The organism is Rhodopseudomonas julia, from assembly GCF_030813515.1.
Taxonomy (GTDB): domain Bacteria; phylum Pseudomonadota; class Alphaproteobacteria; order Rhizobiales; family Afifellaceae; genus Afifella; species Afifella julia.
The window spans coordinates 1002837-1016897 of record NZ_JAUSUK010000001.1 but is presented as its reverse complement, the minus strand read 5'-3'; the positions used below and the strand labels follow the sequence as shown (position 1 = coordinate 1016897).

Here is a 14061-nt window from a genome sequence, read left to right as displayed (position 1 = left end):
CGAGGGGCCATGAACGCAAAAGAAAACAGTGACGGCATTTTGCCGGACGGCGCGATCGAGGCGATGATTGCGGCAGGCGAGATCGATCTCGCCGCGCCCCCCGATGCGCGCCAGGTGCAGCCGGCGAGCCTCGATCTGCGCCTCGGTGAAACGGCCTACCGTGTACGCGCGAGCTTCCTGCCCGGGCGCGATTGCGCGGTAGAGAGAAAGCTCGATCGCTTCAAGCTGCATGCCTTCGACATCACCGGCGGTGCCGTTCTTGAAACCGGCTGCGTCTATATTGTGCCGCTTCTGGAATCCCTGGCGCTGCCGCAAGAGGTCGCCGCGAGCGCCAATCCGAAAAGCTCGACCGGCCGCCTCGACGTCTTCACGCGGGTGATCGCCGACAATGGCGATGCGTTCGACCAGATCCCGGCTGGCTACCGCGGACCGCTTTATCTGGAAATCTCACCGCGCACCTTCCCGGTCCTCGTGCGGACCGGCTCGCGGCTTGCCCAGATCCGCTTCCGCCGTGGCCATGCGCGCCTGGGCGACGAGGAGCTTGGCCGGCTGCAGGAAAAGTCCTTTTTGTCGAGCGATCCACGCTTTTTCGAAGGTCTCGTGCTGTCCGTCGATCTCGCAGGTGGTGAGGACGGCCTCATCGGCTATCGCGGCAAGCGCCATACCGGCGTCATCGATGTCGACCGTCCTGACGCCTACGATGTCGCCGATTTCTGGGAGCCCTTGCGGCCAAGCGACAAGGCCGGTCTGATCCTCGATCCCGATCAGTTCTACATTCTTGCCTCGCGCGAAGCCGTGCATGTGCCGGCCGAGACGGCGGCCGAAATGGTGCCTTTCGATCCGCTCGTCGGCGAATTCCGTGTGCATTACGCGGGCTTTTTCGATCCGGGCTTCGGCGACGATACGGCAGGCGGCCGCGGCAGCCGGGCTGTGCTGGAGGTGAGGAGCCGGGAAGTGCCGTTCATCCTGGAGCACGGGCAGACGGTCGGCCGCCTCGTCTATGAGCGCATGGCGGCGCTGCCCAAGGCGCTTTATGGCGCCGGGCTCGGCTCCAATTATCAGGGCCAGGCGCTCAAGCTCTCCAAGCATTTTCGCGTCTGAGACGGCCGGCGGTTGCGCCGACGCCCGGTCACAGAGGCGTGGGTGAGGGGAGGTCGGCGGAGAATGGCGCCGTCTCCTCCGCGTCGGGTGTGAATCCTGGTCTTGCCGTGCTCCATTGACCGCGCTTGTCGCGCTTGGAGGCGTCTTCCGCCTCCTGATAGCGGGCAGAGGCCGCTTTCGCCCAGCCTTGCTGGACCAGCCATTCGCTAAGATCGATATCGCCGAGCCGGCATGATGTCGTCTCCGGGAGAGCTTCCGCCCCCGCCGGGATGGTGCAGTCGATGGCCCGCGCCCGGATGAGCCGCCGCAGAGCGGAGCGTCCCATCATGCCGCAGGGCCAGGCCGGCTCGCCGCAGCTCGCATCGGGCGCGAGCGGCTCTATTCCGGCGAGCCGGACGGAGTGCTTGCCGCTTTCGATCTTGCCGAGACCAACGACGACGGGGCGAAAGAGGCGTTCGGTTCTTTCCGTCGGTGCCGTGTTCTGCGGCTCCGGCTCTTTTTCGGGCGCGCGCTCAGGCTCCGGTGGCTCGACGCGCAAAAGCGGCCCGGTCACCTTGGGCCCAAGCGTCATGCCGCGCGGGGTGACATCGCGCGTCGCGGGCGGGACTTTTTGCGGGCGCGCCTGGAGCGGTTCTTCTTGCGGCACTGCCGGCAGCCGCTTGCCAGGGTCGTCGGGAGCAGGCGAGGGAAGCGCAAAAAGCCCGAAAACGAGCCCGACGACGAGAAGGAGGCTGACGAGGGTCAGGGCGCGCATCTCGGGCGGCCGAATTTATTGGCTCGCCCAGATGATGCGTGCGATCCACTCGATCTCGGTAAGCGGCAAGACCCGGTCGGGATGCTCCGGATTGAGGGAATGCAATTCGACCGCGTCCGTCGTCTGCCGCTGCAGCGTCTTGGCCATCACCTCGCCCTCCGTCGTCTTCACCACGACCCGGTCCCCCGGCCGCAATTGCGATGTCGGGGAGACGATGATGACATCACCGTTACGGTAAAGCGGCAGCATGGAATCGCCGCTGACCTCGAGTGCATAGGAGCCTTCGCCGTCTGCCACCGGCAGGTCGACCTCGTCCCATCCCTGGCCGACGGGAAAGCCACCATCGTCGAAGAAGCCGCCCGCGCCGGCCTGCGCCAGGCCGAGAAGCGGTACCTGCGCCGGGACCGGCAGGCGCGTGTCGGCCACGCGGTTGCCATAGCGCGTGCGGGTCTCCACCAGGCCGACGAATTCTTCGAGCGAAGCGCCGGTCGCGGTCAGAATTTTGGCGATGGATTCTGTCGAGGGCCAGCGGGGCCGGCCGTCGGTGCTGCATCTCTTGGAACGGTTGAAGGCGGTCGGATCGAGGCCGGCCTTCCGCGCGAGCCCGGACACAGTGAGGCCGTGGCGGCTGGCGAGCGCATCAATGGCGCCCCAAACAGTGGCGTGTGTCCAGACCATGATCGTGGGGCGCTCCCGCCCTGCGCGTGATTAAGGAATATAGTCCTTAATGGGGCGGAAGCACAACCGCGCCGGGGCCCGGCACGGTGGTTTTTCTTGAGCTGATTGAGTTTCGATCAAAGGCCCGACGCTTCAGCCGGCTTTGACGCGCTCTCGCAGGGTGCGCTGCGCGGCCAGGAAGGCGGCGACGTTCTGGTCGGGCTCCGGCGGCTCGGCCGTAATCCCGAGGATTTGGAACATTTCCTCCGGCGGTACGAAGCGTTTGCCCTTGCGGTCATAGATGCCGCCCCAGGTCAGTGCCTGGGCGGCAACCTGCCCCTCACCCTTTTCGCCGAGGACGAAACGGTGCTCGCCGACGACGCTCGTTCCCTCCCAGGTGACGATGCGCGAGGTGAGCTGAAAGCGCTGCCACATGCGGATTTCGCGCCGGAAAACGATGTTGACGCCGCCGAGCATCGGTGCCCAGCTGCGTTTCATCGCCTCGTCCCACAGGCCAAAGCGGCGGAAGAGATCGAAGCGGCCGATATCGGCCAGCATCAGATAGCGACCGTTGGTGATATGGAGATTGGTGTCGCAATCCCACGGCCAGGTGAGAAACGACAATTCCGAGACGCCGAACGGAACGGGAAGAGGGGCCTTCGTTCCCGAAAGCCCCAACTTTAGAAGTCTGCCCCAGACATACATCAGAAATACACCGGCCTCATGCCGCCTTTTCGTGCTCGTCCGTCCTGCCGAAGCGGCCATAGAAGGTCTCGTCCTTCTCCGCCATCTCCTTCAAGAGTGCGTTTGGCTCGAAGCGCGGCCCGTATGTCTCGGCGAGCCTCTCTGCCTTCGCGACGAACTCCTTAAGACCCATGAAGTCGATATAGGAGAGCGTACCGCCGGTGAAGGGTGCAAAGCCGAAGCCGAGGATCGAGCCGAGATCGGCCTCGCGCGGATCCTCGATCACGCCTTCTTCGACGGTACGGGCCGCTTCCAGCGCCTGCGTGACGAGAAGGCGTTCCTTCAACTCCGCGAAATCGAAACCGTCCGCCGACTTCGGTGTCACGATCTCGGAAAGACCCGCCCACAGGTGCTTGTCCTTGCCGGCGTAATCATAGAAGCCCTTGCCGTTCTTGCGGCCGAAGCGTTCGCGGCCTTCCACCATCTCCGATAAGAGGCGTTTCTGCTCGGCCGAAACGGCGCCTTCGCCGAGGTCGGCCTCGGTTGCCTTGACGATCTTCCAGGCGAGATCGACGCCGACCTCGTCGGTGAGCGACAAAGGCCCGACGGGCATGCCGGCCATCTTGCCGGCGTTTTCCACCATCGCCGGCGGCACGCCTTCCAGAAGCATGAGATGACCTTCGAGGAGATAGGCGGTGACGCAGCGATTGGCGTAGAAGCCGCGCGAATCGTTGACGACGATCGGCGTCTTGCGGATCGCGCGCACGTAATCGAGGGCGACTGCGAGCGCCTTGTCCTCGGTCTTCTCGCCCAGGATCACTTCCACAAGCTGCATCTTGTCGACGGGGGAGAAGAAGTGGATGCCGACGAATTCCGCCTCCGAACGCCAGTTCTTGGCGAGCGAGGTGATCGGCAGCGTCGAGGTGTTGGAGGCGAAGATCGCCCCCTCCGGGAGATGCGCCTTCACCTTCTCCGTCACCTCGGCCTTGACTTTGCGGTCTTCGAAGACGGCCTCGATGACGAGATCGGCATCGGCGAGAGCTGCGTAATCGGGCGTCGCGACGATGCGGCCAAGAATGCTGGCGGCAGCGTCTTCGCTCATGCGCCCGCGCGCCACTTCCTTTTCGAGAAGACCCGCGCAATGCAGCTTGCCCTTCTCCGCCGTCTCCTGGTCGCGGTCGATGAGGGCGACCGCCATGCCGGCGCGCGCCGTGACATAGGCAATGCCGGCCCCCATGAAGCCGGCGCCGAGCACGCCGACGCGCTTCAGGTCGCTTGCCGGTACGCCGGCCGGGCGCCGGGCCCCCTTGTTGAGCGCCTGCAGCGACACGAAAAGCGATCGCATCATCGCCTGCGCTTCCTTGGTCTGCAGCGTCTTGGCGAAGTAGCGGCTCTCCACCTGGAGCGCGAGGTCCATGGGCAGTTGCACGCCCTCGAAGACGGCCTGCATGATCGCCCGTGCGCCGGGGTAATTGTTCTGGGTCTCTTTGCGGTAAAGGCCGTTCGCAGCGGGCCAGAACTGGAAACCGCCGGGTGTCCAGACCGCGGTTGCACCGCGCGGCTTGTAGCCTTCCTGATCCCACGGTTTGACCGGTGATACGCCCTCGCTCAACATCGTCTTGGCGGCCTCGACGAGCTCGCTTTCACGGACGACCTTTTCGACGAGACCCATCGATTTGGCGGCATCGGCCTTGAGCGTGTTGCCGCGCAGAAGGAATTGCAGACCGGCAACGGCATCCGCCATGCGCATCACGCGCTGCGTGCCGCCAGCCCCCGGAAAGATGCCGATCTTAACTTCCGGCAGCCCGATCTTGGCGTTTTCAGCGACGACGCGACCATGGCAGGCGAGCATCAGCTCGGTCCCGCCGCCCATGCAGGTGCCGGCGACGGCGGCGACGAAGGGCTTGCCGCAGGTCTCGATCCGGCGATAGAGCCGCGACATGCGCGAGGCACGTTCAAGGAGTTCGGCTGTGGCGACTTGCGGGTTTTCGGCCTTCTTGGCTTCGAAGGTGCCGAGCAGGCTGGACAGCATGTTGATGTCGGCGCCGCCGGTAAAATCCTTCTTCGCCGAGGTGATGATGACACTTTTCACGGCGTCTTCCGCCACCGCCCATTCCACGATCGCGGAAAGTTCCTCCATCACCGTCTCCGTGAAGACGTTCATGGAACGATTCGGCATGTTCCAGGTGACGAGAGCGATCCCGTCGTCACCCGTTTCGCAGGTGAAATTCTCGTAGGTCATTGGTTGTTTCTCCCCAGGCTCAGCCGCGCTCGTAAGGCGTGCCGTCCTTATGCGTGTAGCCGGGTGCACCGTCGCCGGTGACCGAGCGCAAATCGATGTCGGGATAGGTCACGGTGTCGGCCCCGGAACGTGTTCCGACCTCCAGGATGAGCACATCCCTGTCGCCCCGGTTGATGAGCTGATGGCCGTTCGCGACGCCCGCCTTGAAGGTCGCGGCGTCTCCCGCCTTCAGGATCGTCTCGCCGCCGTCTTCGACGAGCGCCACTTCGCCTTCGACGATGAAGACGAATTCGTCTTCCGTCTCGTGCCAGTGGCGCTGGGATGAGGCGGCGCCGGGTTGCAGACGGCAGAGATTGACGCCGAACTGGTCGAGACCGCCGGCATTGCCGAGGCGCTTTCGGAAGCGCCCGGCCACCTGCGCCTTATAGGGTTCCGGATAACCGGTGGCGTTCACCTCGGGGATCTGATCGATGTCGATTTTCGGCATGGCTCAGACCCTTTCGATGATCGTCGCCGTGCCCATACCGGCTCCGATGCACAAGGTGACGAGGGCGGTGTTGAGATCGCGTCGCTCCAATTCGTCGAGCACCGTCCCGAGGATCATCGCACCCGTCGCGCCGAGCGGGTGGCCCATGGCGATCGCCCCGCCATTGACGTTGACCGTTTGCGGATCGAGATCGAAGGCCTGGATGTAGCGCAGCACGACGGAGGCAAAGGCCTCGTTGATCTCCACCAGATCGATGTCGGAAAACTGCATGCCGGAGCGCTTCAGGAGCTTTTCCGTCACGTCGACCGGCCCGGTCAGCATCAAGGCGGGTTCCGAACCGATATTGGCGAAGGCGCGGATTTTTGCGCGCGGCTTCAATCCGGCGGCCTTGCCGCCCTGTTCGTTGCCGATGAGGACAGCGGCTGCGCCATCGACGATACCGGAGGAATTGCCGGCGTGGTGGACGTGGCGGAGCTTCTCGACTTCCGGATGGGCCTGGATCGCGACCGCATCGAAGCCGCCCATTTCGCCGACGCCCGCGAAGGACGGCTTGAGGGAACCGAGAGACTGCATGTCGGTTTCGGGCCTTGGATGCTCGTCGCGTTCGAGGAGCGGCAGGCCGGTCGGGTCTTTGACCGGTGCGATCGAGCGCTTGAAACGGCCTTCTTCCCAGGCGGCATGGGCGCGCTTCTGGCTTTCCACCGCATAGGCATCGCAATCGTCGCGGGTGAAGCCGTATTTGGTCGCGATGAGGTCGGCGGAGACGCCCTGCGGCATGAAATAGGCGGGCACGGCCACTTGCGGATCGACGGCCCAGGCGCCGCCCGACGCGCCGAGCCCGACGCGCGACATCGATTCCACCCCGCCGGCGACGACGAGATCATGGTGACCGGTAACGACCTGGCCGGCCGCCATGTTGACGGCATCGAGGCCCGAGGCACAGAAGCGGTTGATCTGCATGCCTGGAACGGACTGATGATAATCGGCGGCGAAAACCGCGGCGCGGCCGATATTGCCGCCCGCTTCGCCGACCGGATCGACGCAGCCGAGGATCACATCGTCGACGAGGCTCGTATCGAGCCCGTTGCGCTCGCGCACGGCCTCAAGCGCGGTTGCTGCAAGCCGCACGGTCGGCACGGTGTGCAGCGCTCCGTCCTTCTTGCCGCGGCCGCGCGGCGTGCGCACATGGTCGTAGATATAAGCTTCAGACATGTTCTCTCCTGCCCTGGCGATCCGCGGTGAGGGCTCCGCAGATACAATGTTCTGTTTGGTTTTGACGTCTGCGAGGCCTCAAAAAGCCTCTGCCGGCAGCGCCATCGTCGTCTCCGCACCGGTGGCGATCCGTCTGAGGCGGGTTCCGGTCTCCGGCATCGCCCGTTCCATGTAATAACGGGCGAAGAGAAGCTTGTTTTCGTAGAAGCTCTGATCCTCCGTTGCGCCTGCGGCGAGTGCTCTGCCCGCCGCTTGCGCCATTTTCGCCCACATATAGCCGAGCGCGACAAGGCCGAAGAGGTGCATGTAATCGGTGGAACCGGCGCCTGCATTGTCCGGGTCCTGCATGCCGTTCTTGGCGAGCCACATCGTCGCCTTTTGCAGATGGTCGAGCCCCTCCTTCAGGGCAGGGACGAGCGGCGCAAGCGTCGCGTCCTCAGCGTTTTCGGCGAGGAAGGTCGCGATCTCGGTCAGGAATGCTGTGATGGCGCGGCCGTTGTCTGCGGGAAGCTTGCGCCCGACGAGATCGAGCGCCTGGATGCCGTTGGCACCCTCGTAGATCATGGCAATGCGCGCATCGCGCACGAACTGCTCCATGCCCCATTCCGCGATATAGCCATGGCCGCCATAGACCTGCTGCGCGGCGACGGCGTTTTCAAAGCCGCGATCGGTAAAGACGCCCTTGATGACCGGCGTGACGAGCGCAAGCCAGTCTTCCGCCGCCTGTCGGGCTGCGGGATCGGGGCTGCGGGTGGCGATATCGGATTTGAGCGATGTGTCGAGCATGAGTGCGCGCGCCGCCTCGTTGAAGGCGCGCACCGACATCAGGATACGGCGGATGTCGGGATGCACGATGATCGGGTCGGCGGCGGATGCGGGTTCGCCGGCTGCCCCGTTCTTCTTTGAAAGCGCGCGCCCCTGGCGCCGGTCGCGCGCATAGGTAACGGCATTCTGATAGGCGATTTCCGACTGCGCCAGTCCCTGCAGGCCGACGCCGAGCCGCGCCTCGTTCATCATCGTGAACATCGCTTTGAGGCCCTTATGGGCTTCGCCGACAAGCCAGCCCTTGGCCTCGTCATAATTCATGACGCAGGTGGTATTGCCGTGAATGCCCATCTTTTCTTCGATCGCACCGCAGGTGACACCGTTCGCCTCGCCGGGTGCACCATCCGCATCGGGCAGGCGCTTTGGCACCAGGAAGAGCGACAGGCCTTTGACACCGGCGGGTGCGCCTTCGATGCGCGCAAGCACGAGATGCACGATGTTGGGCGTGAGATCATGCTCGCCGCCGGAGATGAAGATTTTCTGGCCGCTTAGCCGGTAGCTGCCGTCGTCCTGCGGCACGGCTTTGGTGCGGATGAGGCCGAGATCGGTGCCGCAATGCGGCTCCGTCAGGTTCATCGTGGCGAGCCATTCGCCCGCGATGAGCCGCGGAAGATATTCGCTCTTCTGGCTGTCGCTGCCATGTGCGGAGAGGGCGGCGATGGCTCCCTGGGCAAGGCCCGGATACATCGACCACGCCATATTGGCCGAGGCCTGGAACTCGCCGACGGCCGTGGCGATGACGAATGGCAGTCCCTGACCGCCATAGGCGGGGTCGGCGGCAAGTCCGACCCATCCGCCCTCGGCATAAAGGTTGTAAGCGTCCTTGAAGCCGGAAGGCGTCGTCACGCGACCGTCGTCATGACGGGTGCAGCCTTCGCGGTCACCCACCTGATTGAGGGGGGTCAGGACTTCGCGGCAGAATTTCCCGCCTTCTTCCAGAACCGCTTCCATGACTTCGCCGCTGGCATCGGCAAAGCCCGGCAGGTTCGAAAGACGGCCAATTCCAAGCACGTCGTTGAGGACGAAAAGCGTATCGCGAACGGGAGCGGAATAGGTCGGCATGAGTGAGCTTACCTTTACGTAAACGTCAGCTGGATCGACCTTCCATTATCGTCTGATTTCGTCACTGACAAGCGCGCACGAGCCTTTGACCCCGCGGAAATGCGCGGGTTTCTTTGCGTGACGCAACGTCTTCTAAGACTTAGGCGGCCTCGCCAGCCTGCTTTTGCTCGTCCTGCTTCTGGGTCAGGATCTGGCGCACTGAATCCATCGTTTGAGACAATTCGTCGATCGCGTGCTCGATCTCTTCTTTCTGCCGCTTCAGGACGGCAACCTGTCCCTCGAACTTGTCGAGAGCGACCTGCATCTGCAGGACCTCGCCGTCCTTCAGATCGTAGAGATCGAGGATCTCTTTGATCTCCACCAGCGAGAAGCCGACCTTCTTGCCCATCAGGACAAGCTTCAGCCGTGCCCGGTCGCGCCGGGAATAGATGCGGTTCAGTCCCTCGCGACGCGGATTGAGGAGACCCTTGTCCTCGTAAAATCGTAGGGTTCGAAGCGTCACGCCGAATTCGCGCGACAATTCACCGATGCTGTAAGTCATTCACGTCCACTTTCTGCACCCGCCGTAAGCTCCAGCTTTCCGCCGGTCGGGCGTGAGTACGTTCACTTTGATTGAGATCGCAGTCTCTCGACCGAACATTAGCGCACGTCAATCATGAGCCTATAGGTCCGGCCTACGGGCTTCGATGAAACGTGAACGGGGCGTTTGCCGCCCCGGTTCCTTGTCAGGCTGCTTTCCCGGCTGCTCAACATGAGAAATCGTCCAAAACATGGCAGAGTTAACGTCATGTTTACCATGAGCGCCGTTAACCTTTTTCCAACCATCAGAGTGCTTCGACCTGTCCGTGTGCGAACGGTCGAGTTTTTCTCTTCCGGTCCGAGGAGACGCAATGAAAGCCCGCACATCATGGAGAGGCAGAGCAGGATCGCCCCCGCGCGCGCCGGGTCAGGGGGAAACCGATCTGCGGGCTCTGTTGAATGCGCGCTTCGATGCTGAAGGCCGCATCATTCACGAGCCGGCCTATGCGGATTCTCAAGCCGAGCGCCTTGCCGGCGAGGGCGACATCAGCACCGAACATTTGCAGGCGGCCGTCGAAGCGCTTGCGCGGCGCATCGACGAGGCGGAACGCGGCGAGGCCGATCGCACCACGGAAGCCCGCAGCCGTCGTTCGCCGCCCGCGCCTCCGGTTCCAGGTACGTTCGACGAGCCGCTGACGTCGACCCCCCCTTCCTCCGAACAGGCGTCGGATGCAGCCGATGACCTCTTGAAGCGTCTCGACGCCTTCGAACGGCATCTGGAGGAGCTGTCACGTGGTGGCGCTGGCAGGCACGCCGCTGCCCCCGAAGAGGCGCCCGCGCCGGAACCGCGGGCGACACCCACCGAATCGCGCGTCCGGGCGCCGGTCTCCCGCAAGTCTGCTTCCTCCGAAAAGCCCACCGAACCGCGCCGCGCATTCGCTGGCGGTCTCGCCGATTTCGCCCGCGATCTCGCCACCCGGCGCCCGAAGAGCGAAGCGCCAGCAGAGAGTTCCCGCCCCGCGCCCGCCGACGACCTCGAGAGGAAGCCCGCTCCGGCCGACACGAATGCCGCCGACAAGAACGCTGAAGTCTTGCGCCAGATCGAGAAGCTGCAGCATGCACTCGAAGACGAGGTGCGCCCTTCGCGCGGCGCGCTCGCTTCTCTGCAGGAGCGCATGGGCGATGTTGATCTGCGCCTTCAAGCGCTGCATCGCAGTGTCGCCGCGGTGGTCCAGCCTCAGGCGCTCTCCGAGGAAATCGCCGCCATTCGCATCGGTCTCGCCGCGCTTCCGCAGGGCAAAGCCTTTGATGCGATCGAAGCCCGGCTCGCCGAACTCGCCGGTCGCATTGATGCAATCTCACAACCCCACGATCGCGGCGATGAAGACGAGAGTTTCGCCCGTATCGAAAGCCGGCTCGACATGCTTGCGGCGGCGATGGATGAGATCCGCGACAACCGGATCGGCGCCATCGACGATCTTGCCGCACAGCTCGACCGTCTGGCGGAGCGGATTGAAGGTCTCGGCGAAAACCGGTCCGACCTCGGCCCGGTAGAGGGGCGCCTGTCTGAGCTTTCCGAACGCATTCAGACCGTGCCGGACACGCGTCCGATGCTGACGGCGCTCGACGATAAGCTGACCCGCATCGCCACGAGCCTCGATGACCGAAGCGTCGGCTCATCCGATATCGAAGAAATCACCCAGCGCCTCGACCGTCTTGCGGCGGAAATTTCAGGCTTTCTCACCGAGAGCGAAGAGCGCTTCTCGCTTAAGCCCGTGCTCGATCGACTGTCGGAAATCGATGCGCGGTTCGCCGAGGAGCGGGTCGACGTCGATCAACTTTCCGGCCTCGTCGCCCGTATGGAAGACGCGGTCACCAGCGCTCCGATCGGGGAGCGCTTTGCGGCGCTCGAGGCGCGCATACAGGGCCTCGATGAAAAGCTGCCGGACAGCGACAGCGGTCTTTTGAACGATATCGTCGATCTACGCTCGGAGATCGCCGAGCTGCGCGCCGATATCCGCAACAGCCCGCCGACCGCGGATGCTGGCGTCCGTGTGCTGCAGCCGGCCATCCGCGAGATCAAGGAGCGCCTCGACCGGCTGCCCGAGGAGCCGGCCCGCTTCAATCGCGAACTGGAAGCCCAGATCGGCCGCATCTCCGCGATGCTCGATCGCCCCGCAGCGGAATCGAAGGCGCTGACGCGCCTCGAAGATGCCCTCGCTGATATTCGCGAACGCCTCGATCGACAGGAGCTGCACCACGACGCGGAGACCTGGCATGCGGCAGGCGTCGATACCGCGGAAGGATCGGAAGCGCTGGCCCGTCTCGCGAGCGCGCTCCAGCACGATCTCGGGGAGCTGAAATCCGTCGCCGAGGCAAGCGAGGAACGCACACTAAGCTCGCTCGATGCTGTGCACGAAACGCTGGAAGCCGTTGTCAAGCGCATGGCTTTTCTCGAGCGCGATCTGCCGCTCTCAGGCGACGATAATGGTGGTTCGAACCCGCCTGCGCCGCGCGCTGCCCCTCATGGTGATGACGGCAGACCTTCCGGGAAGGCCCCTTCCTCGACCGCGCCGTCTTCCCAAAAGCCTGGCCCCGGCGGCTCCGTGCAATGGTCGCCGCGGCCACCCGCCCCTGAGCCGGAAAAACGGGTGGAAGACACCACGCCCTCAGGCCTCCTCAGCCGCCTTTCCGCCACGCAATTGCTGAAGCGGGCGACCGGCGGGCGGGCGGAATCCTTCGTGCCTCGCCAGGAAGAAGAGGTGACGCTGGACGCCTTGTTGGAGCCCGGTGGCGGTCCTTTGCATTCCGATCTCGCAGATGCGCCGAGTTCGGCAAGCCATTACATCTCCGCAGCCCGCAAGAACGCGTCTTCCCAGACAAACGGTTCGGAAGAGGCGCTGGCGGCGGCTTACGAGGATTTCAGGGCTCAAAGCCGCAACAGAGAAACCTCTTCGAGCGATTTCTTGAGCGCCGCGCGCCGCGCCGCCCGTGCTGCCGCGGCCGAAGCTGCAGCCGCTGAGCGTGATGCCGGTCGTGCCAAAGGGCACGGCGGCTCGCAGATCCTCGATTTCTTCAAGGCACGGCGCCGTCTTCTCGTGGCGGGGGCCGTCGCGCTCGCCGTCGCCTTCGCTGCGGTGCAATTCGTCAAGGTGCGAGGCGAGGAGGCTCGGACTGCGAATTCGCATCCGGCGATCGAGACACCGGCGCCCGCTCCGAAGGAGACCGAAGTTCCAGGTGACGGGAGTTCGATCGTTCAGCCGAGCCCCGCGTCCGGCGAAGCGATGATGGAAGCCGGCAACGCCGCGCCTTTGCCTCGGCCCGACCGGGAGACGGCCTTTTCGACGCGGCTCTCCGCTCTGCCGGGACTGAGCGCTCAAGAACTGACGCCCCCCGCACGCGCCAGCGCGCCGAAGCCTGAAGCCGAGCAAGAGATGGCGCTCGACCGGACGCCGGAATCCTCTCCGCCCTCCGCTCCGGCAGAGCCTGACGACACCGAAATGTTCTCCGACGCCGAAGCGCTGTCACAGACGGCCTCGATCACTCCGCCGCCATCTGCACAGGCGCAGACGTCCGCACCGATGGCACAAGGTCCGGCCGCCTCGCATCTGTCTACCCCTCTGCCGGCGTCAATCGGCTCCGAAAAGCTCAGGCGTGCCGCCGAAACCGGAGTCACGGAGGCTCAGTTCGAAGTCGCCGTGCGCTATGCCGAAGGGCGTGGTGTGGCGAGCGATCAGGCAACGGCGGTCGCCTGGTACGAGCGCGCCGCCCGCGGCGGCCTCGCACCGGCACAATACAGGCTCGGCTCGATCTACGAGAAGGGACGCGGCGTTCCCAAGGACATCGACAAGGCTCTCAGCTGGTATGGCAAGGCGGCGGATGCCGGAAACGTGAAAGCCATGCACAATCTCGCCGTTCTTTACGCGGAGGGGGCGGACGGTGCCCCGGACCTGGAAAAAGCGGCTGATCTTTTTGAACGCGCCGCCGAACGGGGTGTACGCGACAGCCAGTTCAACATCGCGGTTCTTTTCGCCCGCGGCCTGGGTGTCAAACAGGACCTTGTCGCAGCCTACAAATGGTTTGCCGTGGCCGCACGCTCGGGCGATCAGCAGGCGAAAAAACGCCAGCAGGAAATCGCCGATGCGCTGCCGCAGGATCTCCTGCCGGAGGCGAAGAAGGCCGCCGAGACCTTCAAGGCCCTGCCGATCGATCCGCAGGCCAACATGGTCTTCGCGCCTGAAAGCGGCTGGGGCGAGCATGTCGGCGAGAGTGTGAGCCTCAGTGGCCCCGACCTGGTGAAGCATACCCAGGATCTTCTCTCCCGAAAGGGTTACGATCCGGGCCCGGCAGACGGCATCTTCGGCAAGAAGACGCGCCAGGCAATTGCTTCGTTTCAAAAGGATAACGGCCTTTCCGTGACCGGTGAAATCGATACGGGCATCATTAAGGCGCTTGAGGAAAAAGATATCTGAACCACCGTCTTGCGCTTCACGGAGCGGCGGTGTTGAAGAGATCGCC

General features: G+C 64.2%; 10 protein-coding genes. 2 read left to right on the top strand and 8 right to left on the bottom strand.

What is annotated here, in order from left to right; translation table 11 throughout:
- Nucleotides 1-9: 9 nt before the first annotated feature.
- Complete coding sequence (locus J2R99_RS04690) at nt 10-1101, top strand: 2'-deoxycytidine 5'-triphosphate deaminase (RefSeq protein WP_307153312.1); 1092 nt, start codon at nt 10-12, stop codon at nt 1099-1101.
- Nucleotides 1102-1129: 28 nt separating this feature from the next.
- On the opposite strand, the gene J2R99_RS04685 is transcribed toward J2R99_RS04690, so the two are convergent.
- The 8 genes from J2R99_RS04685 to J2R99_RS04650 form a co-directional block, all read right to left on the bottom strand.
- Nucleotides 1130-1855, bottom strand: coding sequence for a thermonuclease family protein (locus tag J2R99_RS04685; RefSeq protein ID WP_307153311.1), 726 nt, complete (start codon nt 1853-1855; stop codon nt 1130-1132).
- A 15-nt stretch (nt 1856-1870) separates the two neighbouring features.
- Entirely contained in the window at nt 1871-2533 is a 663-nt protein-coding gene (locus J2R99_RS04680) for a S24 family peptidase (RefSeq protein ID WP_307153310.1), read from the bottom strand.
- Between the two features lie 132 nt (nt 2534-2665).
- Nucleotides 2666-3136 (bottom strand): thioesterase family protein, encoded by a 471-nt coding sequence (locus tag J2R99_RS04675; RefSeq protein WP_307153309.1) that lies wholly within the window; start codon nt 3134-3136, stop codon nt 2666-2668.
- 97 nt (nt 3137-3233) lie between these two features.
- Nucleotides 3234-5438, bottom strand: coding sequence for a 3-hydroxyacyl-CoA dehydrogenase NAD-binding domain-containing protein (locus J2R99_RS04670; protein ID WP_307153308.1), 2205 nt, complete (start codon nt 5436-5438; stop codon nt 3234-3236).
- 19 nt (nt 5439-5457) lie between these two features.
- Nucleotides 5458-5925 carry a cupin domain-containing protein gene (locus tag J2R99_RS04665; protein ID WP_307153307.1) on the bottom strand — a complete coding sequence of 156 codons (468 nt, stop codon included), beginning with the start codon at nt 5923-5925 and terminating at the stop codon, nt 5458-5460.
- Between the two features lie 3 nt (nt 5926-5928).
- Nucleotides 5929-7137: an acetyl-CoA C-acetyltransferase gene (locus J2R99_RS04660; RefSeq protein WP_307153306.1), complete on the bottom strand. Its 1209-nt coding sequence runs from the start codon at nt 7135-7137 to the stop codon at nt 5929-5931.
- A 78-nt stretch (nt 7138-7215) separates the two neighbouring features.
- Nucleotides 7216-9024 carry an acyl-CoA dehydrogenase C-terminal domain-containing protein gene (locus tag J2R99_RS04655; protein WP_307153305.1) on the bottom strand — a complete coding sequence of 603 codons (1809 nt, stop codon included), beginning with the start codon at nt 9022-9024 and terminating at the stop codon, nt 7216-7218.
- A 139-nt stretch (nt 9025-9163) separates the two neighbouring features.
- Nucleotides 9164-9565: a MerR family transcriptional regulator gene (locus tag J2R99_RS04650; RefSeq protein ID WP_307153304.1), complete on the bottom strand. Its 402-nt coding sequence runs from the start codon at nt 9563-9565 to the stop codon at nt 9164-9166.
- A 349-nt stretch (nt 9566-9914) separates the two neighbouring features.
- Between J2R99_RS04650 and J2R99_RS04645 the strand changes: the two genes are divergently transcribed.
- A complete protein-coding gene (locus J2R99_RS04645; protein ID WP_307153303.1) occupies nt 9915-14015 on the top strand; it encodes a peptidoglycan-binding protein in 4101 nt (1366 codons plus the stop codon).
- The last annotated feature ends 46 nt before the right edge of the window (nt 14016-14061 follow it).

What these genes read in the sequence shown, in the direction of transcription:
- J2R99_RS04690 (WP_307153312.1), top strand. Translation starts at nt 10, where the DNA reads ATGAACGCAAAAGAAAACAGTGACGGCATTTTGCCGGACGGCGCGATC.
- J2R99_RS04685 (WP_307153311.1), bottom strand. Translation starts at nt 1,855, where the DNA reads ATGCGCGCCCTGACCCTCGTCAGCCTCCTTCTCGTCGTCGGGCTCGTT.
- J2R99_RS04680 (WP_307153310.1), bottom strand. Translation starts at nt 2,533, where the DNA reads ATGGTCTGGACACACGCCACTGTTTGGGGCGCCATTGATGCGCTCGCC.
- J2R99_RS04670 (WP_307153308.1), bottom strand. Translation starts at nt 5,438, where the DNA reads ATGACCTACGAGAATTTCACCTGCGAAACGGGTGACGACGGGATCGCT.
- J2R99_RS04665 (WP_307153307.1), bottom strand. Translation starts at nt 5,925, where the DNA reads ATGCCGAAAATCGACATCGATCAGATCCCCGAGGTGAACGCCACCGGT.
- J2R99_RS04660 (WP_307153306.1), bottom strand. Translation starts at nt 7,137, where the DNA reads ATGTCTGAAGCTTATATCTACGACCATGTGCGCACGCCGCGCGGCCGC.
- J2R99_RS04655 (WP_307153305.1), bottom strand. Translation starts at nt 9,024, where the DNA reads ATGCCGACCTATTCCGCTCCCGTTCGCGATACGCTTTTCGTCCTCAAC.
- J2R99_RS04650 (WP_307153304.1), bottom strand. Translation starts at nt 9,565, where the DNA reads ATGACTTACAGCATCGGTGAATTGTCGCGCGAATTCGGCGTGACGCTT.
- J2R99_RS04645 (WP_307153303.1), top strand. Translation starts at nt 9,915, where the DNA reads ATGAAAGCCCGCACATCATGGAGAGGCAGAGCAGGATCGCCCCCGCGC.